The 18,940-nt window shown below is 65.9% G+C and carries 15 protein-coding genes, 3 tRNA genes and 3 pseudogenes; 8 read left to right on the top strand and 13 right to left on the bottom strand.

Annotated elements, in window-relative coordinates:
- Nucleotides 1-6: 6 nt before the first annotated feature.
- Together ABKF58_RS03740 and ABKF58_RS03735 are read right to left on the bottom strand one after the other, a co-directional pair.
- The gene (locus ABKF58_RS03740) at nucleotides 7-888 is read right to left on the bottom strand and encodes an energy transducer TonB (RefSeq protein WP_482583397.1); all 882 of its coding nucleotides are present in this window, start codon (nucleotides 886-888) and stop codon (nucleotides 7-9) included.
- A 90-nt stretch (nucleotides 889-978) separates the two neighbouring features.
- Nucleotides 979-1,443, bottom strand: coding sequence for a Dps family protein (locus tag ABKF58_RS03735; protein WP_014085724.1), 465 nt, complete (start codon nucleotides 1,441-1,443; stop codon nucleotides 979-981).
- A gap of 47 nt (nucleotides 1,444-1,490) precedes the next feature.
- Here ABKF58_RS03735 and ABKF58_RS03730 point away from each other — a divergent pair, with 47 nt between their 5' ends.
- The gene (locus ABKF58_RS03730) at nucleotides 1,491-1,784 is read left to right on the top strand and encodes a DUF167 domain-containing protein (RefSeq protein ID WP_482583396.1); all 294 of its coding nucleotides are present in this window, start codon (nucleotides 1,491-1,493) and stop codon (nucleotides 1,782-1,784) included.
- Between the two features lie 36 nt (nucleotides 1,785-1,820).
- On the opposite strand, the gene ABKF58_RS03725 is transcribed toward ABKF58_RS03730, so the two are convergent.
- Complete coding sequence (locus ABKF58_RS03725; protein WP_482583395.1) at nucleotides 1,821-2,243, bottom strand: FxsA family protein; 423 nt, start codon at nucleotides 2,241-2,243, stop codon at nucleotides 1,821-1,823.
- A gap of 12 nt (nucleotides 2,244-2,255) precedes the next feature.
- Here ABKF58_RS03725 and cutA point away from each other — a divergent pair, with 12 nt between their 5' ends.
- The 5 genes from cutA (at nucleotide 2,256) to ABKF58_RS03700 (ending at nucleotide 3,549) form a co-directional block, all read left to right on the top strand.
- A complete protein-coding gene (gene cutA / locus ABKF58_RS03720; RefSeq protein ID WP_482583394.1) occupies nucleotides 2,256-2,600 on the top strand; it encodes a divalent-cation tolerance protein CutA in 345 nt (114 codons plus the stop codon).
- Nucleotides 2,601-2,716: 116 nt separating this feature from the next.
- A tRNA-Lys gene (locus ABKF58_RS03715) sits at nucleotides 2,717-2,792 on the top strand.
- A gap of 12 nt (nucleotides 2,793-2,804) precedes the next feature.
- A tRNA-Lys gene (locus ABKF58_RS03710) sits at nucleotides 2,805-2,880 on the top strand.
- A gap of 11 nt (nucleotides 2,881-2,891) precedes the next feature.
- A tRNA-Lys gene (locus ABKF58_RS03705) sits at nucleotides 2,892-2,967 on the top strand.
- A 258-nt stretch (nucleotides 2,968-3,225) separates the two neighbouring features.
- On the top strand, nucleotides 3,226-3,549 hold the full coding sequence (locus tag ABKF58_RS03700; protein WP_482583393.1) for a hypothetical protein: 324 nt from the start codon (nucleotides 3,226-3,228) through the stop codon (nucleotides 3,547-3,549).
- A gap of 51 nt (nucleotides 3,550-3,600) precedes the next feature.
- On the opposite strand, the gene ABKF58_RS03695 is transcribed toward ABKF58_RS03700, so the two are convergent.
- Both ABKF58_RS03695 and pyrE read right to left on the bottom strand, forming a co-directional pair.
- Nucleotides 3,601-4,194 (bottom strand): DUF4124 domain-containing protein, encoded by a 594-nt coding sequence (locus ABKF58_RS03695; protein ID WP_008955843.1) that lies wholly within the window; start codon nucleotides 4,192-4,194, stop codon nucleotides 3,601-3,603.
- Between the two features lie 2 nt (nucleotides 4,195-4,196).
- Nucleotides 4,197-4,841 (bottom strand): orotate phosphoribosyltransferase, encoded by a 645-nt coding sequence (pyrE, locus tag ABKF58_RS03690; protein WP_008955844.1) that lies wholly within the window; start codon nucleotides 4,839-4,841, stop codon nucleotides 4,197-4,199.
- A 71-nt stretch (nucleotides 4,842-4,912) separates the two neighbouring features.
- Here pyrE and ABKF58_RS03685 point away from each other — a divergent pair.
- Both ABKF58_RS03685 and ABKF58_RS03680 read left to right on the top strand, forming a co-directional pair.
- Nucleotides 4,913-5,688 (top strand): annotated as a pseudogene (locus ABKF58_RS03685) (exodeoxyribonuclease III).
- Nucleotides 5,688-6,284 carry an RBBP9/YdeN family alpha/beta hydrolase gene (locus ABKF58_RS03680; RefSeq protein ID WP_482583392.1) on the top strand — a complete coding sequence of 199 codons (597 nt, stop codon included), beginning with the start codon at nucleotides 5,688-5,690 and terminating at the stop codon, nucleotides 6,282-6,284. Before ABKF58_RS03685 ends, ABKF58_RS03680 begins: the two are co-directional and overlap by 1 nt.
- Nucleotides 6,285-6,367: 83 nt before the next feature.
- Here the strand turns inward: ABKF58_RS03680 and ABKF58_RS03675 are convergent, their stop codons facing one another.
- The 8 genes and pseudogenes from ABKF58_RS03675 to ABKF58_RS03640 form a co-directional block, all read right to left on the bottom strand.
- Nucleotides 6,368-7,207 carry a sulfurtransferase gene (locus ABKF58_RS03675; RefSeq protein WP_482583391.1) on the bottom strand — a complete coding sequence of 280 codons (840 nt, stop codon included), beginning with the start codon at nucleotides 7,205-7,207 and terminating at the stop codon, nucleotides 6,368-6,370.
- A 161-nt stretch (nucleotides 7,208-7,368) separates the two neighbouring features.
- A complete protein-coding gene (locus ABKF58_RS03670; protein ID WP_482583390.1) occupies nucleotides 7,369-7,773 on the bottom strand; it encodes an HIT family protein in 405 nt (134 codons plus the stop codon).
- A 124-nt stretch (nucleotides 7,774-7,897) separates the two neighbouring features.
- Nucleotides 7,898-9,511 (bottom strand): methyl-accepting chemotaxis protein, encoded by a 1,614-nt coding sequence (locus tag ABKF58_RS03665; protein ID WP_482583389.1) that lies wholly within the window; start codon nucleotides 9,509-9,511, stop codon nucleotides 7,898-7,900.
- A 150-nt stretch (nucleotides 9,512-9,661) separates the two neighbouring features.
- Nucleotides 9,662-9,961: pseudogene (locus ABKF58_RS03660) on the bottom strand (5-carboxymethyl-2-hydroxymuconate Delta-isomerase); the annotation flags it as partial.
- Between the two features lie 191 nt (nucleotides 9,962-10,152).
- Nucleotides 10,153-14,005: pseudogene (locus tag ABKF58_RS03655) on the bottom strand (DUF3683 domain-containing protein).
- Nucleotides 14,006-14,411: 406 nt separating this feature from the next.
- Nucleotides 14,412-15,410: a 4-hydroxythreonine-4-phosphate dehydrogenase PdxA gene (gene pdxA / locus ABKF58_RS03650; protein ID WP_482583388.1), complete on the bottom strand. Its 999-nt coding sequence runs from the start codon at nucleotides 15,408-15,410 to the stop codon at nucleotides 14,412-14,414.
- Nucleotides 15,407-16,693 (bottom strand): peptidylprolyl isomerase, encoded by a 1,287-nt coding sequence (locus ABKF58_RS03645; RefSeq protein ID WP_482583387.1) that lies wholly within the window; start codon nucleotides 16,691-16,693, stop codon nucleotides 15,407-15,409. Before ABKF58_RS03645 ends, pdxA begins: the two co-directional genes overlap by 4 nt.
- Nucleotides 16,690-18,903 (bottom strand): LPS-assembly protein LptD, encoded by a 2,214-nt coding sequence (locus ABKF58_RS03640; protein ID WP_482583386.1) that lies wholly within the window; start codon nucleotides 18,901-18,903, stop codon nucleotides 16,690-16,692. Before ABKF58_RS03640 ends, ABKF58_RS03645 begins: the two co-directional genes overlap by 4 nt.
- Nucleotides 18,904-18,940 lie beyond the last annotated feature (37 nt).

The raw sequence follows: 18,940 nt of genomic DNA, 5'->3' as shown, positions 1-18,940 counted from the left end.
TTCGGGTTAAGGGCTTGCCAGACGGCTATCCTGGGTGAACGCCCAGCGGCGCACGATTTCCAGCGCGCTGTATTTTTCCGCCAGCGATGGCGGGAAGGGGGCAAACGGGGCGGAGAGTCGGACGATATTCTTGGCGGCGTTGTCGAGCACATCGTGCCCGGAGCTGCGCCGCACGGTGACCGAACGCAGCGTGCCGTCGGCGTTGACCACGACGGTCAGCTCCAGCGAGCCGAAAATCTGCTGACGGCGAGCCTCGTCCGGGTAGTTGAGGTTGCCGATACGCTCCACCTTGAGGCGCCAGTCGTCAACGTAGCGAGCCCATTCCACGCCACGCGCCGTGATGCCGTAGACCCCCTTGGTGCGGCCGCTCTCGTCCGGACGGTTGACGGTGTCGTCATCCCCCTGCTGTCGTGCCACCACGCTCGCCTGGGCCAGCAGGGCCTGGGCGGTGATCGGGGGTGATGGTGGGGAGGATGGGGCCGGCGTGCGCACCGGGGCCTGCTTGTCGTTGGTGGGCGCCGTGAGCCGCTCGTTGGCCGCAGGGGGTTGCGGCGCGGCGGCGACGGCCTCTTGTTGATGGCGGGCCGGACCGGCGGTGCCAGGTGCTATGCGCTCGGGAACGTGACTCGCCAGTTTGCCAGGGGCCGGGGTATTGCCGGCGCCGACGGTGTTCTGTTCGGCCAGGCGCAGAGTGGGCGGGGGCGTTTTCTGGGGGCTTCCGCCAGCTTGATGCTGATGGTGCTGGTTTCCGGCAAGGGAATGGGACGGATCCAGGTGATGCGGCCGGCAGCGAACAGCAGCACATGCACCAGCACCGACACGGCCAGGGTGACGGTGAACAGCCAGGAACTGGCCGGCGGGCTGGGGGTGGCGCAGGTTACGGGGCATGGCGGCATTTTCTCACTGCGACCGAGTGTAGCATGCCGATACGACCGCGCGCCTCGCCTTGCGCGGCGGTGTCGCACGCACCCGACAGGATCAGGCTTCCAGCAGACTGCGCAGCATCCAGGCCGTCTTCTCGTGTACTTGCAGGCGCTGGGTCAGCAGGTCGGCTGTCGGTTCGTCGCTGGCTCGCTCCACCACGGCGAAAATGCTGCGCGCGGTACGGCACACGGTTTCATGGCCCTCGACCAGCTGGGTGATCATGTCCTGGGCTCGCGGTACTCCGCTGGCCTCGGCGATCGAGGTCAGCCGGGCGTATTCGCTGTAACTGCCGGGGGCGTAGTGGCCGAGGGCGCGGATGCGCTCGGCGATCATGTCCACGGCCAGCGACAGCTCGTTGTAGTGCTGCTCGAACATCAGGTGCAGGGTCTGGAACATCGGACCGGTGACGTTCCAGTGAAAATTGTGGGTTTTCAGGTAGAGCGTGTAGGTATCGGCCAAGAGGCGAGAAAGTCCCTGGGCGATGTCCTGGCGGTCTTGTTCGTTGATGCCGATATCCATGCTGATCCTCCTGTATGATGCCCGGTCGTCATGTCCCGAAAGAAGTGATGAAAACCTGGCTGAGCTGTAAAGACAGTGTGATTCGACTCACCCTGCATGTGCAACCCGGCGCGAAAAAGACCGATCTGGCCGGCGAGCATGGCGGGGCGCTTAAACTGCGCTTGGCCGCTCCTCCCGTCGAGGGCAAGGCGAATGCGATGTTGCTGGCCTGGCTGGCGGAGCGTTTCGAGGTGCCCAAACGCGACGTCGTGCTGCTGAGCGGTGACAAAAGCCGGCACAAGATCGTCGAGATCAGGCTGGGGCTGGACGAGGCTGCGGTCCTGGCTCGCCTCGGCCTGTAGTCTCACAGCCGTGGCTGGGGCCGATTGCCGTGGGCCTCAGTGCAGGTGATGAGAGCGATCCTTCGGCTCATCCACTCGAGTGTACTCGCCATCGATCACGTTGTCGGCAGCCGACGGCGGCATGGTGGGCCGTTTGATCGAGGGGCCCTTCAGCGGTAGCAGCAGCAGGAGTGCCAGGATGTCGCTGATCACGCCGGGGATCAGGAACAGCACGCCGGCCAGCAGGTAGCGCAAGGGCCACAGCAGGCTATAGAGTGGGATACGGTCGCCCTGGTGCATCAACGAGCCCAGTGTCAGCAACGCGCCCAACTGCTGGTTGCGCAGCATGGCGATGCCGATGAGCGCGGAGACGATGATCCACAGCATGGTGACGCCGCCCCCCCAGGCGTCGGTCATGGCCACCAGGGTGGCGATTTCCGCGAAGGGGTATAACAGTAGTAACAGTAAGAGTCCGCGCATCGAGTTCAACTTATGTCAGAAAATAAATGCTTGCTGGTGTTATGTAACACGCCCGACCATGCCACCGCCAGTCGGATCGCCCGGCAGTTGGTGGAGGAACAACTGGCCGCCTGCGTCAACATTCTGCCCGCGGTGCAGTCGCTGTACCGCTGGCAAGGACGGATCGAAGAGGCGAGCGAGGTGCCGCTGCTCGTCAAGACCACACAGCAGGCTTATGCCGGGCTGGAACGTCGGCTGGTGGAGCTGCATCCTTACGAGGTACCGGAAATCGTGGCCTGCGACATCGCCAGCGGTCTGCCCGCCTATTTAACATGGGTGGCAGGGGAGGTACTTTCAAGTACAGGACGCGGAACGTAAGTCCGTAACATGGCGGGAGGCGCTTGCCAACAGGATGAAACTGTAGAATCTTTCTGGTAATAGCCAGAAAATCGTTGACAGCGTGTAGTGGGCTATTTATAGTGTCGCTCTCTCGGGGGTCGTTAGCTCAGCTGGTAGAGCAGCGGACTTTTAATCCGTTGGTCGCAAGTTCGAATCTTGCACGACCCACCACCGAGGCTCGATGGGTCGTTAGCTCAGCTGGTAGAGCAGCGGACTTTTAATCCGTTGGTCGCAAGTTCGAATCTTGCACGACCCACCATCGACGCCGAAGGGTCGTTAGCTCAGCTGGTAGAGCAGCGGACTTTTAATCCGTTGGTCGCAAGTTCGAATCTTGCACGACCCACCAGATGCCGAAAACAAAAAGCCTAGTCGATCAGACTAGGCTTTTTGCTTTTTAACCCCGCAGATTGGTGTCACGCGTTGTGACGCTGTCAGCCATACCCGCAGCACGCAGACCTTCAATCTTCCATGAGCGCGCTCACTGCCTGATTTGTCCACAGCGAGATTTGGCCATCAGGCAATGTCGGCACGCGACGCCTTGGCATTGTTATGTCATTAGCTACTGTCGCATAATTCCGCGATATTCCCGTTAGAGAGAGTTGTCATGTTGAAGCGCACTGCTGCCTGCCTGTTGTTGTTGTCTGGACTGGTCTGGGCCCAGACGCCGGAAGAGGAGGTGCTGTCGGCCCAGATGGCGTACCAGCAGGCGAGCCGCAGCGCCGACGCGGCGCAGCGGCGTCTGGACGCGGCACAGCAAGCCAAAAAGCTGGCCGAGGCACGGCTGGCGGACGCCCAGAACGAACTGCAGCGGCGCGAGAAGGAAGTGGGCGAGGCGTCGGCTGCCGCGGAGAGTGCGGCGCGCCAGTTGCAGGCCTCCGAGAAAAATCTGAAACAGGCCTGGCAGCACAAGGAAGGCGCCTTGCGCTGACGGCGCGCATCAAAAAAGGAAGGGGGCGTCAGTGCGCCCCCTTCGTTGCGATCAGTGCTGGGTGAGCTGGCGGTAGCGTTCCAGGTCCGCCTGCATCTTCTTGGCCTGGCTGGCGATTTCGCTCTGCCGGCTGCTGATGGCGGCATCGAGGTTGGCGGCTTGCTGGCGCAGTACCCCGAGGTTGGCCGTCAGGGTGGGCTGGGGCGGCTTGCCGCCTTTCTGCAGCGCCTCGATCTGGCGCGTCTGCTGGGCGATGTTCTGCTGCAGCGTTTTGCGGTCGGCCAGCAGGCCGTTGAGTATGCTCTGCTGCACGGCGAGTTGTCTTTCCCGTTCGCTGCGCAGTTCGTCTGCCGACTGGTAGCTTTCGACGAGCCCCTTGTCGTAGCGGGCCTGGTAGCGCTGGCGCGCCGCCTCGGCCTGGCTGGCCGCTTCGCGAGCCTCGCGCGCCGTGCGCTCCTGGGGCGTTTCCACCGAGTGCGTGACGTTGCCTTGACGGTTGAGTTCGACCAGGCCGCGCGGCGTCTGCAGCGGCGGGGCATCGCTGTAGTGAACCTTGCCGGATTCGTCGACCCATTTGTAAAGCGTGCCGCCGGCCAGGGCGGTTAGCGGCAGCAGGGCGAGCAGTAGTCCGGCAAGACGTGGCATGATCAGTCGTTCACTCCATATTGGGCGCGATAGGCGCGTACGGCGTCCAGATTGGCCGCCAGCTCGGGGCTGTCTTCGAGGAAGGCCAGCAGGTCTTTCAGGGTGGCGATGGCGACCACCGGCAGGCCGTAGGCCTGTTCGACTTCCTGCACCGCGGACAGGGCGCCGCTGCCGCGTTCCATGCGGTCGAGCGCAATGGCGACCCCGACCGGTTCGGCGCCGGCGTCGCGGATCAGCTTGACCGACTCGCGCACCGAGGTGCCGGCGGAGATGACGTCGTCGATGATCAGCACGCGGCCCTTGAGCGGGGCGCCGACCAGCACGCCGCCTTCGCCGTGGTCTTTGGCTTCCTTGCGGTTGTAGGCGAAGGGCACGTTACGGCCGGCTTCGGCCAGCGCCATCGAGGCACCGGCAGCCAGTATGATGCCCTTGTAGGCCGGGCCGAACAGCATGTCGAATTCGACCTTGCCGTTCATTATCGCTTTTGCATAAAAACGCGACAAGTTCAATGTGGACAGACCATCGTTGAACAGGCCGGCGTTGAAGAAATAGGGTGATTTCCGACCCGCCTTGGTGGTGAATTCGCCGAACTTCAGTACCTGCTTGTCCAGCGCAAAACGAATAAAATCCTGGCGGAAATCGCTCATATCGACCTCTTTGAAACATTAACCATTTGAAAAACCTGCCTTTGGCGGGAAGGATAACACGGGAGACTGTCTTGCTTCGAATCGTTTCGGCCAACCTCAACGGCGTCCGCTCGGCGGACAAGAAGGGCTTTTTCGACTGGCTGGCCGGCAGCCAGGCCGACCTGGTGTGCGTGCAGGAGCTGAAGGCGCAGCCGGGCGATCTGTCGCCGCGCATGCAGGCCCCGGACGGCCTCACCGGCTATTTCCACTGCGCCGAGAAGAAGGGCTACAGTGGCGTGGGCATCTACTCGCGCCACGAGCCGGACGCGGTGGTGGAAGGCTTGGGCATCGACTGGATCGATGCCGAGGGGCGTTACCTGCAGCTCGATTTCGGCGAGCTGTCGGTGGTGTCGCTGTACCTGCCGTCGGGCTCCAGCTCGGACGAGCGCCAGCAGGTGAAGTTCGACTTCCTCGACGTGTTCATGCCGCACCTGAACGAACTGCGCGCGGCCGGGCGCGATATCGTGATCTGCGGCGACTGGAACATCGCCCACAACGAGATCGACCTGAAGAACTGGAAGGGCAACCTGAAGAACTCGGGCTTCTTGCCCGAGGAGCGCGCCTGGATGGGCGAGTTGCTCGGGGAGGGGGCTGGCACGACGTGTGGCGCCGGCTTTATCCCGAGGTGCCCGGCTACACCTGGTGGAGCAACCGCGGCCAGGCCTACGCCAAGGACGTCGGCTGGCGTATCGACTACCATATCGTTACGCCGTCGATGATGGAGCGCGCGCGCGCGGCGGCGGTGTACAAGGACGAGAAGTTTTCCGATCATGCTCCGCTGATCGTGGACTACGACAGGACGCTGTGATGTTCGACGACGAGGATATCTTCCTGCTCACGGTGCCGGGCTGGGGCAATTCCGGCCCGCAGCATTGGCAGACGTTGTGGGAGCGCAGCTACCCGCTGGCGCGCCGCGTGGAGCAGGAGAACTGGCTGTACCCGGAGCGCGACGCCTGGGTGGCGGCGCTCGCCCGTACGCTGGACGAGATCGACGGCAAGGTGGTGATCGCGGCGCACAGCCTGGGCTGCCACACCGCGGTGGCCTGGCTGTTGTCGGCGTCGCTGCTGGAACAGCGCAAGGTCAAGGGGCTGTTGCTGGTGGCGCCGCCGGCGCTGCCGATTACGCCGGAACGCGCGCTGGCCAGCGGCGAATTGCCGGCGGGGGCGCCGCTACCGGATTTCTCCGGTTTCGGCCAACCTTGGGCGCAGCGCCTGCCGTGCCCGGCGATCATGGTGGCTAGCCACGACGACCTGTTCTGCGAGTTTGCCGAAGCCGAGCGCATGGCCCAGGGCTGGGGGGTGACGCTGGTGGATGCCGGCCACGTCGGCCACATGGGCAGCACCGCGGGGCTGGGTAGCTGGCAGGAGGGGCAGCGCTTGCTGCAGCGGCTGATGCTGGCGTAGGGTGGGGCGAGCCCTCCTGGTGCCGGAGCCAGCAAAAAGCCATCCAGGGTGAAGCGGATGGCTTTTTTTACATCTTGGCAGGCTCAGCGTTCCACCGGCCGAGTGGGGTCGCTGCACCATTCGCTCCATGAGCCGGGATAGAGCCGGCTGCCGGTGAGGCCGGCGTGCTCCATCGCCAGCAGGTTGACGCAGGCGGTGACGCCGGAGCCGCACTGGTGCACCACCTCCGACCAGTCGTCACGCGCACCCAGCAACGCAATCCATTCCTGTTTCAACCTGTCCTTGTCCTTGAAGCGGCCGTCTTCGTCCAGGTTGCGCATGAAGAAGCGATTCAGCGCGCCGGGGATGTGGCCGCCGACGGGATCCAGCGTCTCGCCCTCGCCGCGGTAGCGTTCCGGGGAGCGGGCGTCCACCAGCACGAAGGCGGGTTCGCGCAGGTTGGCGGCCACCGCGTCGACTTTGACAGCCTGCGCCAGCGCGGGGTGGCTGATGTAGCGCTGGGTGTGGCGACGCGGCACGTCCCGCGTCAGTTCCCCCCCGATCGCCAGCCAGGCCGGCAGCCCGCCGTCAAGCACGGCGACGGCTTCATGCCCCAGCCAGCGCAGCAGCCACCGGGCGCGCGCGGCGAACATGCCGCCGGCGTCGTCGTACACCACCACCTGCCTGCCCGGCTTCACGCCGCAGGTACCGAGATCGACCGCGAGACGCTGCCCTTCGGGCAAGGGATGGCGACCGTTGCGGCCGGTTTTGGCCCCGGACAGGTTGTAGTCGAGGTTGAGATAGTGGGCACCGGGGATGTGCCCCTTGTTGTAGGCGTGATGGCCATGATCAGGGTCGCTGAGCTGGAAGCGGCAATCCAGCACGACGCGCTCGGCTGCCGGCAGGGCGGCGAGTTCGCTGGCGGAAATCAGCGTGGTAAACATGATGGCTCTCCATAAAGGGGGCACGGGGAAGACGTGGGGGAGGCGGCTGACGGCAGTGTCGCGCCCCGCTGGAACGAGCGGCGGACCGAGCTGCCAAAGACTCGACGATCAGCCTACCCAGAGCGGCGGGGTGGCGGCCAGCCGGGCGTCATGGCCGAGCCTCAGGGGACGGGGTTGAGTGCGGCGATCAGCTTGTGCGCCAGGTCCGGCTGGCCATGGTCGGCGCCGCTGCGGCGCGCCCCGGCCCAGATCGGACTGGGGAAATGGGCATCGTTCTGGAAGCGTGGGATCACGTGCCAGTGCAGGTGCGGCACCATGTTGCCGAGGCTGGCCAGGTTGATCTTGTCCGGCTTCATCACCTGGCGCACCGCGACCTCGGTGCGCAGCAGCCAGTCGAACAGGTGCTGGCGGTCGGCGGCGGCGAGGTCGCTCATTTCCTTGACGTGGGCCTTCCAGATGACGCGACAAAAACCCGGATAGCCGGGTTCGTCGACCAGCACCACCCGCAGGCGATCGTCCTCGAACAGGATGTTGCCGGCCGGCGAGGAGCAGAGTTCACAATACATGTCGGGGGAATCCGCGCTAAAAATTGAATGAGGGGAATGCTTCATTGTAGCGGCCGGCATCGCCGGCCGCTGTCGTACCGCGCCACACGACGGCTGCCGGGTGGGGCTCGGTGTCCGGCAGGGGTTACAGCCGGTAGGCGCTGACCACCTGGCGCATGCGTCCGGAGACCTCTTCCAGGCGCTCGGCCAGCGCCGCCGCCTGGGTCGCCGCGCTGCTGTTCTCCTCGGCCATGCGCGCCACCTGTTCCACCTGCTGGGCGATGGTGGTGGTCGCTTCGCCCTGTTCGCGGATCGCGGCGGTGATCTCGGCCACCAGCCGCACGCTGTGGCCGGACGACTCGGAGATGCTGCCCATCGACTGCTGCGCCGAGTTGGCGCCGGAGACGCCCTGTTCCACACGCGCCACGGCGTGCTGCATGCGCTCGACCGCGCTGCCCGACACGTTCTGGATGGCGCCGATGATGGTGCCGATTTCCTGCGTCGAGGCGGCGGTGCGTTCGGCCAACTTGCGTACCTCGTCGGCCACCACGGCGAAGCCGCGGCCCGACTCGCCGGCGCGCGCCGCCTCGATGGCGGCGTTGAGCGCCAGCAGGTTGGTCTGGTCGGCGACGTCGCGGATGACGTTGATCACCGAGGCGATCTCCTTGCTCTTGGCGTCGAGCTGGCGGATGTCTTCGGCGGCGGTGTCCACCGCGGCGGCGATGGAATGAATGTCGCTGACGGTCTGGCCGATCACCTGGCGCCCGCTCTCGGCGCGGTCGCCGGCTTCGCTGGAGAGCTGGCGGGCTTCGCCGGCGCGTTCCGCGACGTGGCTGATGCTGACGGTCATTTGCTCCACCGAGGCGGCCATGTGCGAGGACGACTCGCTCTGCGCCCCGGAACTCTTGGCGACCTGCTGCGAGGCGCCGAGCAGTTCGGACGAGGTCTGGCCCACTTCCTGCACGCCGGTTTGCAGGTTGCGCAGACTGTCCTGCAGGCGGGCGATGAGCTGATTGAAGGCACGCAGGGTCTGGCTGACTTCGTCGTTGCCGTGCACTTCGGCGCGGCGGGTGAAGTCGAGAGAGGATTCGATGGCGCTGATGGTGCCCTGGGCGTTGGCCAGCCCGACGCTGATCTGGCGGGCGATCAGCCAGCCCAGCAAGCCGGTCAGGAGCAGGATCGCCAGCACGGCGCCGCCGACGATGAGCTTGGCCTGCTGCACGGTATTGTCGGCGCTGTCGGAGCGCTGCTGGGCCTGTTGCACCTTGTATTCCAGTTCCTGGTTGAGCGCGGCCACGGTCTGGTCACCCAGTACCTTGAGCTGGTTGAGCTTGGCGTAGGCTTCGTCCTTGCGGTACAGGCCGGACAGTTCCACGGCCTTGTCCGCTTCCTTCAGATAGCCTTGCAGCGAGTTGGAAGAGGCCTTGAACAGGGCGAGGTCGCGCTCGTCGCTGCCGATCAACCCCTCGTAGTCCTTGAGCGCCTTGTTCAGCGCTTGACGCTGCTGCTTGAGCACGCTGTCCAGCTGCTGGATCTGGTTGGAGTCGGTGGTCAGGATGTGGTTGAGGATGCTGGTGCGCATCGCCAGCAATTCGATGATGACATTGTCCAGCTTGCGCAGGCTGGGGATGGTGTCTTCGTTGACGGTCTTGAGGCTCTGGTGAACGGTGCCCAACTGCTGCAGCGCCATACCCCCGATGAAGACGCTGCCGATGATGGCGGCTGCGATCAGGATCATCAGCCGGTGTGCGATTTTCATTCTCTCCCCTTTATTGTCGTGACGGTGCGGTGGACCGTCCGCGGGCCAGTATAGGCCATCTGCATGGTGTAATGAAGGGATTACCCAGGGGGCGGGAACGGCGCCCGGCGCGGCGGCGCCGGGTGATCTCGAGCAGGGGCCGGGCTGGATTCAGTCGCCGATAACGGCCTTGCTGTAGCTGGCACGCTCCATGTCGCGGACTTCGACGCTCAGCTGCACTTCGGCGCCGGGCAGCGTCAGTCCGGCGCGCTGCAGCACCGCCAGCAGACTGGCGGACAGCCCCTGTTTGCACTCCGGGGTGCGTCCGGAGAGGAGCGCCAGCGTGACGTGAGCAAAGGCGCGTGGCGCGGGTTCGATGCCGATGCGGTAGTGCTCCAGCCGGCAGGCCCGGCTCTTGATGTCGTTTTCAGCGAATTGTCCGGACTCGACCAGTTGGCGGTTGAGCGCCAGCAGGGTGCGGTCGGCGTCGAGCGTGGTGAGGTTGCTGCTGTAGTCGAGCGTGAGGTGCGGCATGCGGCGGCTCCGGGTGGGGGAAAATGTCATGATAGACGAGCCAGGCGCTCGGCGGGGCGGTGAGCGGCGGGGGGCGTCGACAATAAAAAAGCGGCCCTGGCAGGCCGCTTTTTCCTGGCGCGGAGCGCTTACAGCAGCACCCGCTCGATGCCGCCGTTGCGCGCCTTCTCGACGTACTCGGGCATCCAGTTTTCGCCCAGCACGTGCTTGGCGATCTCGATCACGATGTAGTCGGCCTCGGTGCCGGTGTCCTCGCCGTAGCGCGACAGGCCCTGCAGGCAGGACGGGCAGGAGGTCAGCAGCTTCACCGGTTTCTCCTGCGGCTGGCCCTCGGTCAGGAGCGCCAGGTCCTTCTCGATTTCTTCCTGCTTGCGGAATTTCACCTGGCTCGAGATGTCCGGGCGGCTCACCGCGAAGGTGCCCGATTCGCCGCAGCAGCGGTCGTTGAGCTTGACGCCGCCGCCGAGCAGGCTGTTGGCCACGTCGAGCGGCTGGTAGGCCTTGATCGGGGTGTGGCAGGGGTCGTGGTACAGGTACTTCTGACCGCTCACGCCGTCGAGCTTGACGCCCTTCTCCATCAGGTACTCGTGGATGTCGAGGATGCGGCAGCCCGGGAAAATGTCCTCGAAGCGGTACTGCGTCAGTTGGTCGTAACAGGTGCCGCAGCTCACCACCACGGTCTTGATGTCGAGGTAGTTGAGCGTGTTGGCCAGGCGGTGGAACAGCACGCGGTTCTCGGTGGTGATCTGCTCGCCCTTGTCGGCGTGGCCGGCCGAGGTCTGCGGGTAGCCGCAGCACAGGTAGCCCGGTGGCAGCACGGTCTGGGTGCCGACGTGCCACAGCATCGCCTGGGTGGCGAGGCCGACCTGGCTGAACAGGCGCTCCGAGCCGCAGCCGGGGAAATAGAACACCGCCTCGGCGTCTTCCGCCACCTGCGGGTTGCGGATCACCGGCACGACGTTCGGATCCTCGACGTCGAGCAGGGCGCGCGCGGTCTTCTTCGGCAGGCCGCCCGGCATCGGGCGATTGATGAAGTGGATCACCTGCGCCTTGATCGGCGCCTTGCCGAGCGTGGCGGGCGGCTGCTCCTTCTGCTTGCCGATCAGGCCGAACTTCTTGGCCGAGGTTGTGGCCGAGCCGCTGCGCCTTGTAGCCGATGTCGATCATGCCGACGCGCATCGCCTTGATGGTGGCGGGGTCCTTGACGGTGAGGAAGGTCATGCCGAGCGCGGTGCCGGGGTTGAACTTCTTGTTGCCGGTCTTCCTGAGGAAGTTGCGCATCGCCACCGAGACGTCGCCGAAGTCGATCTTGACCGGGCATGGCTTGACGCAGCGGTGGCACACGGTGCAGTGGTCGGCCACGTCGGACAGCTCGTCAAAGTGCTTGAAGCTGACGCCACGGCGGGTCTGTTCCTCGTAGAGGAAGGCTTCGGTGAGCAAACCGGTGCCGAGAATCTTGTTGCGCGGGCTGTACAGCAGGTTGGCGCGCGGCACGTGGGTGGAGCACACCGGTTTGCACTTGCCGCAGCGCAGGCAGTCCTTGACCGAGGCGGAGATCTGGCCGATGTCGGACTGCTCGAGGATCAGCGATTCGGCACCCAGCAGCTCGAACGACGGGGTGTAGGCGTTGGACAGGTCGGCGCCCGGCAACAGCTTGCCGCGGTTGAAGTGGCCGTTGGGGTCGACCTGCTGCTTGTAGGCGGCGAACGGCGCCATTTCCTCGGCGGTGAGGAATTCCAGCTTGGTGATGCCGATGCCGTGCTCGCCGGAGATCACGCCGTCGAGGCCGCGCGCCAGCGCCATGATGCGCGCCACGGCGTGGTGCGCGGTCTGCAGCATGTCATAGTCGTCGGAGTTGACCGGCAGGTTGGTGTGCACGTTGCCGTCGCCGGCGTGCATGTGCAGCGCCACGAACACGCGGCCGCGCAGCACCTTCTGGTGGATGGCCTTGATCGCGGCCAGGATCGGCGCGTCGGTCTTGCCGGAGAACAGCGTCTCGAGGTCGGCCAGCAGTTCCTGCTTCCAGCTCACGCGCAGCTGGAAGTCGCGCATCGCGATGAACACCGAGGCGGGGTTGGCCGAAGCCTCTTCCAGCGGGGCCTCCGGCCACTGCGTGCGGTAGTCGGCGAGCGGCGCGTCGAGGTGGTCGAGCAGCCACTGCCAGCGCGTACGCACGGCGCTGATTAGCTCCAGCGCGCTCTGGCGGCGCTCGCCGATCAGCTCGTCGGCCGACACCGCGCTGTTCTCGGCATCCACCGGCAGGCGGCCGTGGAAGTACTCGGTGAGCTGGTCCAAGAGGCGCACCTTGTTGGCGATCGACAGCTCGATGTTGATGCGCTCGATGCCGTCGGAGTAGTCGCCCAGGCGCGGCAGCGGAATCACCACGTCTTCGTTGATCTTGAAGGCGTTGGTGTGCTTGGCGATGGCGGCGGTGCGGGCGCGGTCGAGCCAGAACTTCTTGCGCGCCTCGGCGGTGACGGCGATGAAGCCTTCGCCGGCACGGGCGTTGGCAAGCTTGACCACGTGGCTGGCGGTTTCCGCCACGGCGTTCTCGTCGTCGGAGACGATGTCGGCGATCAGCACCATCTTCGGCCGACCCTTGGACTTGGCCTTGGTGGCGTAACCGACGGCGCGCACGTAGCGCCAGTCGAGGTGCTCCAGGCCGGCCAGCTGCACGCCGGCCGCCAGACCGGCGCCGCCGGCCTTGAAGTAGTCGGTGATCTCGACGATGGCGGGGGTGGCCTGCGCCACGGTGCCGAAGAATTCCAGGCAGACGGTGCGCGCGTGCTTGGGCATGCGGTGCAGCACGAAGCGCGCGCTGGTGATGATGCCGTCGCAGCCTTCCTTCTGGATGCCGGGCAGGCCGGCGAGGAACTTGTCGGTGACGTCCTTGCCCAGGCCGACCTTGCGGAAGGTACGGCCGGGGATCGCCAGCTCGCGACTCTCCAGCACGGTCTGGCCGTCGTCGGCCAGCTTGCTGATGCGGAAGGTGGCGGTGTCGATGTCGTGGATCTTGCCGAAGTTGTGGCCGAGGCGTTCGATGAACAGCCAGTTGCCGTCCGGGTCGACCATCTTCCACGAGGCCAGGTTGTCGAGCGCGGTGCCCCACAGCAGCGCTTTCTTGCCGCCGGCGTTCATCGCCACGTTGCCGCCGATACAGGAGGCGTCGGCCGAGGTCGGGTCGACCGCGAACACCACGCCGGCGGCGTGGGCGGTTTCCTCGACGCGGCGCGTCACCACGCCGGCGCCGCACTGGATGGTGGGGTGGCGGCCGGTGAGGCCGGGCAGGGTGATGTACTCGACGCCGTTGTGGCGGTCGAGCTTCTCGGTGTTGATCACCGCCGACAGGCGGTCGAGCGGCACGGCGCCGCCGGTGTAGCCGGTGCCGCCGCCGCGCGGGATGATGGTGAGGCCGAGTTCGATACAGGCCTTCACCAGCGGGGCGATCTCGGCCTCGCTGTCCGGGCACAGCACCACGAACGGGTATTCGACGCGCCAGTCGGTGGCGTCGGTGACGTGCGACACGCGCGCCAAGCCGTCGAACAGGATGTTGTCCTTGCGGGTGTGACGCGTCAGGCGCTTGAGGATGCGCGCACGCAGCTCGCGGGTGTCGTTGAACTGCTGCTCGAAGCGGGTCACGGCGTTGCCGGCGGCGGCCAAGAGCTGGCCCACCTTGTCGTTGCCGACGCGGCGCTTTTCCACTTCGGCGAGGCGATGGCGCATCGCCCCGGTCAGCGCCGCCAGGCGTTTGGGGTTGTCGAGCAGGTCGTCGACCAGGTAGGGGTTGCGGTCCACCACCCAGATGTCGCCCAGCACCTCGAACAGCATGCGGGCGGAACGGCCGGTCTTGCGCTCGCCGCGCAGCGATTCCAACAGCTGCCACATGTCCTCGCCCAAGAGGCGGATCATGATTTCACGGTCGGAAAAAGAGGTGTAGTTGTAGGGAATCTCACGTACGCGCTGGTGGGCGGTGGCGTTCATCGTGCTCTGGACTCGACAAGGTTTTGGATAATAACGACAAATTTTACCGCAATTGCTGCGCCGCGAAAAATGCCGCTCACGTCATGGTTATAGCGTCGTCGGCTATATGCGGCTGAATTGGCGATTGTCGGACAATGCGTACCTCGGGTTGAGGGGGTGGGGAGGCTCGCGATGCCACGGAGGCGGAGCGTCCTGGCGCTTGAGCTGCGTGCCGCGGGCGGCGTGGCGTGACGGCCGGCGCACCGCGTCGTGGTTCGTCCCTGGCCGGGAATGACACGGCGGCGAGACGCTGTTCTAGCGCTGCACCCGGCAAAGCCCGGCCACCACCGCAAAAAGACCTTGAACAGGCATCTAAGATGCAGGCGAAGGGCCGGGGTTCAGGCCCGGCCACTCTCCCGGCGACGCCTTATCGGGCCGGGCCTGGTGCGGCGTGGCGGGCGGCCAGGGTTTCGGCCAGCGCCAGCGCCTCGAACAGGCTGCCGGGGTCGGCACGGCCGCTGCCGGCGAGATCCAGCGCGGTGCCGTGGTCGACCGAGGTGCGGACGATGGGCAGCCCCAGCGTGACGTTGACGCCCTGGCCGAAGCTGGCGTGCTTGAGCACCGGCAGGCCCTGGTCGTGGTACATCGCCAGCACCGCGTCGGCCTGGGCCAGCTTGTCGGGGTTGAACAGCGTGTCGGCCGGCAGCGGGCCGATCAGGTGCATGCCGTCGGCGCGCAGCGTGGCCAGCACCGGTTCGATCACCTCGATTTCCTCGCGCCCCAGGTGGCCGCCTTCGCCGGCGTGCGGGTTGAGCCCGGCCACCAGGATGCGCGGGGCGGCGATGCCGAACTTGCCGACCAGGTCGGCGTGCAGGATCTGCAGCACCTCGCTCAAGAGCGCGGGGGTGAGGGCGTCGGGCACGGCGCGCAGCGGCAGGTGGGTGGTGGCGAGCGCCACGCGCATGCCGCCGCCGACCAGCATCATCACCACGCGCGGGGTATGGGTCTGCTCGGCGAGGTACTCGGTGTGGCCGGAAAACGGCACGCCGGCGTCGTTGATCACGCCCTTGTGCACCGGTGCCGTGACCATGGCAGCGAACTCGCCCGCCATGCAGCCGGCGATGGCGGCATCCAGGGTGGCGAGCACGTAGCGGCCGTTGGCGGCGTCGAGCACGCCGGGACGGCTCGGGGCCGCGAGCGGCACGTGCAGCACTTCCAGCGTGCCGGGCGCCGGCGCGGCCTCGCGCCGGTAGTCGGCCAACGTGAGCGGCAGACCCAAGAGACGCGCCCGTTCGGCCAGCAGCGTGCGGTCGGCGATGACCACGCGTCGGCTGGCGCCGGGGGCTTCGGCCAACCTCAAGACCAGCTCGGGGCCGATGCCGGCCGGTTCGCCGGCGGTGATGGCGATGACGGGCGGGCGGCTCACTTTTCTTCCAGGCGGTCGTCGACGAAGGCCGAGTCCCGCAGCTGGCGTACCCAGTCGAGGTAGGCCTCGTCGATCTTGCGCGCGCGGATCTGCTGCTTGACCATCATCTTCTCGCGATCCTGCGCCACGTCCTGGGTGCGCTTGCCTTCGACCTTGATCAGGTGCCAGCCGAACGGCGAGCGCACCGGCTGGGACACGGTATTCAGCGGCAGCGAGGTCATGGCCTGTTCGAAGGTCGGGACGGTGTCGCCGAGGTTGACCCAGCCCAGGTCGCCGCCGCGGGTGTTGCTGGCGTCTTCGGAGTAGAGCTTGGCCATTTCCTCGAAACTCGCCCCGCGCTCGATACGATCGCGGATCTGCAGCAGGCGCGTCTTGGCGTCGGCTTCGGAGACCGCCTCGTTGGTGCGCAGCAGGATGTGGCGCACGTGGTACTGCTCGACCATCAGCGGGGTATCGGCGCTGCGCTTTTCCTGCAGCTGGAAAATGAAGAAGCCTTGCTGGCTGCGGATCACGGTGGTGTGGCTGCCGGGTTGCATGGTTTCCAGCAGCTTGGTGAAGTCGAGCGGCAGGCTGGAGGCCGGACGCCAGCCCAGGTCGCCGCCCTTGAGGCCGTTGGGGGCGTCGGAGTAGGCCGCCGCCACCTTGGCGAACGGCTGGCCGGCGTCCAGCTCGGCCAGCGCCTTGTGCGCCTTTTGCGACTGGGCGTCGATCTGCTTGGCATCGGCACGCTCCGGCACGCTCACCAGGATGTTGGCCAGGCGATATTCGGAACGGTTGGCGGTCTGCTCGCTCTTCAGGACCTGCTCGACCTCGGTGTCGCTGACGTTCACGCGCGACTCGACTTCGCGCTCCTTGAGGCGGGACAGCAGTATCTGGCGGCGGATCTGCTCGCGGAAGGTGTCGAAGGTGACGCCTTCCTTGGCCAGCTGTGTCTTCATCGCCTCGAGCGTCAGCTTGTTCTGGCTGGCCAAGCGCTCCAGCGTCTGCTGCAGTTCGTCGTCGCTGACGCGTACGCCGTTGCTGGTGGCGTACTGCACCTGCACCTCTTCGGTGATCATCTGTTCCAGCACCTGGCGCGCCAGGACGTCGGGGGCCGGAGGCGTGACCTTGCGCGCCTCCAGTTCCATGACGGTGTCTTTGACACGTTTTTGCAGGTCGCTCTCGGTGATGGCGCCCTTGTTGACGACCGCGACGATGCGGTCCACCGCGCGTACCGGGGCCGCGTAGGCCGTGCCGAGGGTGGTGGCAATCAACAGGGCAAGCAGGGTTTTCTTCATGGTCATTGGCGTATGTCGTTGATTTTGCTGTAGCCGGGGATGGCCAGTCGCAGGGTGTCGAGCGGGTTGCTGCCGATACCGCCGAGGTCTTTCAGCTCGAGTTGCAGGAAGACGGCATTCTTGGTCGCCGTGCTGGAAGACACGTAGCGTTGGCCGACCACGCGGGCGGTCCAGCAGCCGTCGTTGTACTCGAAGCCGGCCAGTTGTTCCAGCGGCTTCTTGTCTTGCAGCGAGTAGTTATAGCGCGCCACGGCGTACCACTTCTTCGCCAGCGGCCACTGCCCGGCGATATCGACCTGGCGCAACGGGCCGGGAGTGCCGTCGGTACTGCCGACATCGGTGGAGCGGTCGTAGCGGTAGCGGATGCTGGCGGTCTTGCCGGGCGTGGGGGTGTAGAACAGCTGCAGGTTGTACTGCTCGGTCTTGCTGAGCTCCTGGTTGTGCTGGTACAGGCTGTCGAAGCGCCAGCTCGGGGTGAGCTGGCCGGCCGCGCTGAACAGCAGGTCCGAGCTCTGGGTGCTGCGCTCGGAGGTGGTGCCGTCCAGCGTCAGGTTGTCCCGGCTGAAGTAGAACACCTGCCCCACCGACAGCCGCAGTTGTTCGCTGCCGGTCTTGTCGTCGAGGTAACGGGTGGAGAGCGCCGCGGTGAGCTGGTTGGCGCCGTTGATGCGGTCGGAGCCGGAGAAGCGGTTCTCGTTGAACAGCTGGGCAAAATCGATGCTGTTCTCCGAGCTGTCGAAGTTGGGCAGGTCGTTCTGCTGCTTGCTCGGGATGTTCAGGTAGTAGAGGCGCGGCTCCAGCGTCTGGATGTAGTTGCTGCCGAACAGCGTGGTGGGCCGCTCGAAGTAAAGGCCGCTATCGGTGCTGAAGATGGGCAGGGTGCGCGTCACCTCGCGCGCTTGTTCGCTGCCGAAATTGTCCAGGCTGTAGCGGGTGTAGTGCACGCCGAGCTTGGGACGGAGATAGCCCCAGCTCTGGTCCAGCGACCAGGTCACGCTGGGGTAGCTGACCAGGCGGCTGCCTTCCTGCTTGGTGGGGTGGGTGAAGCGGGTCAGCTCGGCCTGCAGGTTGGCCGACAGGCCCGCCCCCAGTTCCTGGTTGGCGCTGGCGGTGAGCTGTGGCAGCCGGGCGTAGGGCACGTCGACCGGGGTGGTCGATTCCTGCAGCGTCTGGTAGCGCTGTGCCTTGAGCTGGGCGTTGAAGGTGCCGCTGTCCCACTCCGAGCCGTAACCGAGCCAGGCTTCGCGTACCAGGTTGGTTCCGGAGGCGATGTCCTGGCGGCTGCCGAAGTCGTTGAAGTAGTCGTCGTCGGAAACGTAGTTGGCGTTGTAGCCCAGGTTGAAGCCGGAGCCGAGGTTTTGCGAGTGCTTGGCACTCCAGGCGTAGCGGCTGCGCCCGGCCTCGTGGTCGTCCGGTATCTGCGTGGTGGCGATCTCGCCCTTGTAATCCGGCTGCAGGTAGCGGAATTCGGCGCCGAGCATGGCGCCGCGCTTGTCGTTGTAGCCTGGCGTGATCGTGGCGTCGTAGTTGGGCGCGATGTTCCAGTAGTAGGGGATGCTCAGTTCGGTACCGTTGCTGCCGGTCTTGAACGTGGGCGTCAGCACGCCGGACTTGCGGCCGCCGTCGAGCGGGAAGTCGATCCAGGGCGTGTACAGGATCGGTACGCCCTGGAATTCGAGCCGGGCGTTGTGGGCTTCGCCGACGTTGCTGCCGTAGTCGAGGTCGATGCTGGAGGCCTTGAGGTACCAGGAGTCGTCGCCCGGGCTGCAGGTATTGGCGCGCGCCTGCAGCAGGCGGTACTTGTCGCGGCCGAGGAATTCGGCGCGCTCGCCGTTGCCGCGGAAGGTGCGCAGGCCCTCGGCGGCAGCGAAGTCGGGCTGTTCGGCGGTGCCGGTGCGGTTGGCCAGGTCGTAGTCGAGCTGGGTGCCGGAGACGCGGCTGCTGGATTGAGTCAGCGTGAAGTGATCGCCGGCGCGGGCGCGGTTCTTGGCCTGGTAGTACTCCAGCCAGTCTGCGGTGAGCGTCTGGTCGTCACGGCGTACCACCACGTTGCCGCGGGCCTTGATTTCGGTGTCCATCTGGCCGCTGAGTTCGTCGGCGCTGAGCTGGGTCTGACCGGCTGCGGGCGCGGTGTTCAGTTCTTCTGCCTGGACCGACGAGAGGGAGAACGCGGCGGCGAGCGCCAGCGTCAGCGGGGTGGGTTGTAAACGTGCCATGCACAAAGCCATATCTCGGGGGCAATCAGCGGTATAA

The organism is Pseudogulbenkiania sp. AW2-16 (assembly GCF_056824575.1).
The sequence above is the reverse complement of the archived record's forward strand: the minus strand, read 5'-3'. Positions and strand labels throughout refer to the sequence as shown.

Bases quoted from the DNA above. Each gene is read 5' to 3' on its own strand.
- cutA (WP_482583394.1), top strand. From the start codon at position 2,256: ATGTCAGAAAATAAATGCTTGCTGGTGTTATGTAACACGCCCGACCAT.
- ABKF58_RS03700 (WP_482583393.1), top strand. From the start codon at position 3,226: ATGTTGAAGCGCACTGCTGCCTGCCTGTTGTTGTTGTCTGGACTGGTC.
- ABKF58_RS03665 (WP_482583389.1), bottom strand. From the start codon at position 9,511: ATGAAAATCGCACACCGGCTGATGATCCTGATCGCAGCCGCCATCATC.
- ABKF58_RS03640 (WP_482583386.1), bottom strand. From the start codon at position 18,903: ATGGCACGTTTACAACCCACCCCGCTGACGCTGGCGCTCGCCGCCGCG.
- ABKF58_RS03675 (WP_482583391.1), bottom strand. From the start codon at position 7,207: ATGTTTACCACGCTGATTTCCGCCAGCGAACTCGCCGCCCTGCCGGCA.
- ABKF58_RS03725 (WP_482583395.1), bottom strand. From the start codon at position 2,243: ATGCGCGGACTCTTACTGTTACTACTGTTATACCCCTTCGCGGAAATC.
- ABKF58_RS03680 (WP_482583392.1), top strand. From the start codon at position 5,688: ATGTTCGACGACGAGGATATCTTCCTGCTCACGGTGCCGGGCTGGGGC.
- ABKF58_RS03695 (WP_008955843.1), bottom strand. From the start codon at position 4,194: ATGCCACGTCTTGCCGGACTACTGCTCGCCCTGCTGCCGCTAACCGCC.
- ABKF58_RS03645 (WP_482583387.1), bottom strand. From the start codon at position 16,693: ATGACCATGAAGAAAACCCTGCTTGCCCTGTTGATTGCCACCACCCTC.
- pyrE (WP_008955844.1), bottom strand. From the start codon at position 4,841: ATGAGCGATTTCCGCCAGGATTTTATTCGTTTTGCGCTGGACAAGCAG.
- ABKF58_RS03735 (WP_014085724.1), bottom strand. From the start codon at position 1,443: ATGGATATCGGCATCAACGAACAAGACCGCCAGGACATCGCCCAGGGA.
- ABKF58_RS03730 (WP_482583396.1), top strand. From the start codon at position 1,491: ATGAAAACCTGGCTGAGCTGTAAAGACAGTGTGATTCGACTCACCCTG.
- ABKF58_RS03740 (WP_482583397.1), bottom strand. From the start codon at position 888: ATGCCCCGTAACCTGCGCCACCCCCAGCCCGCCGGCCAGTTCCTGGCT.
- ABKF58_RS03670 (WP_482583390.1), bottom strand. From the start codon at position 7,773: ATGTATTGTGAACTCTGCTCCTCGCCGGCCGGCAACATCCTGTTCGAG.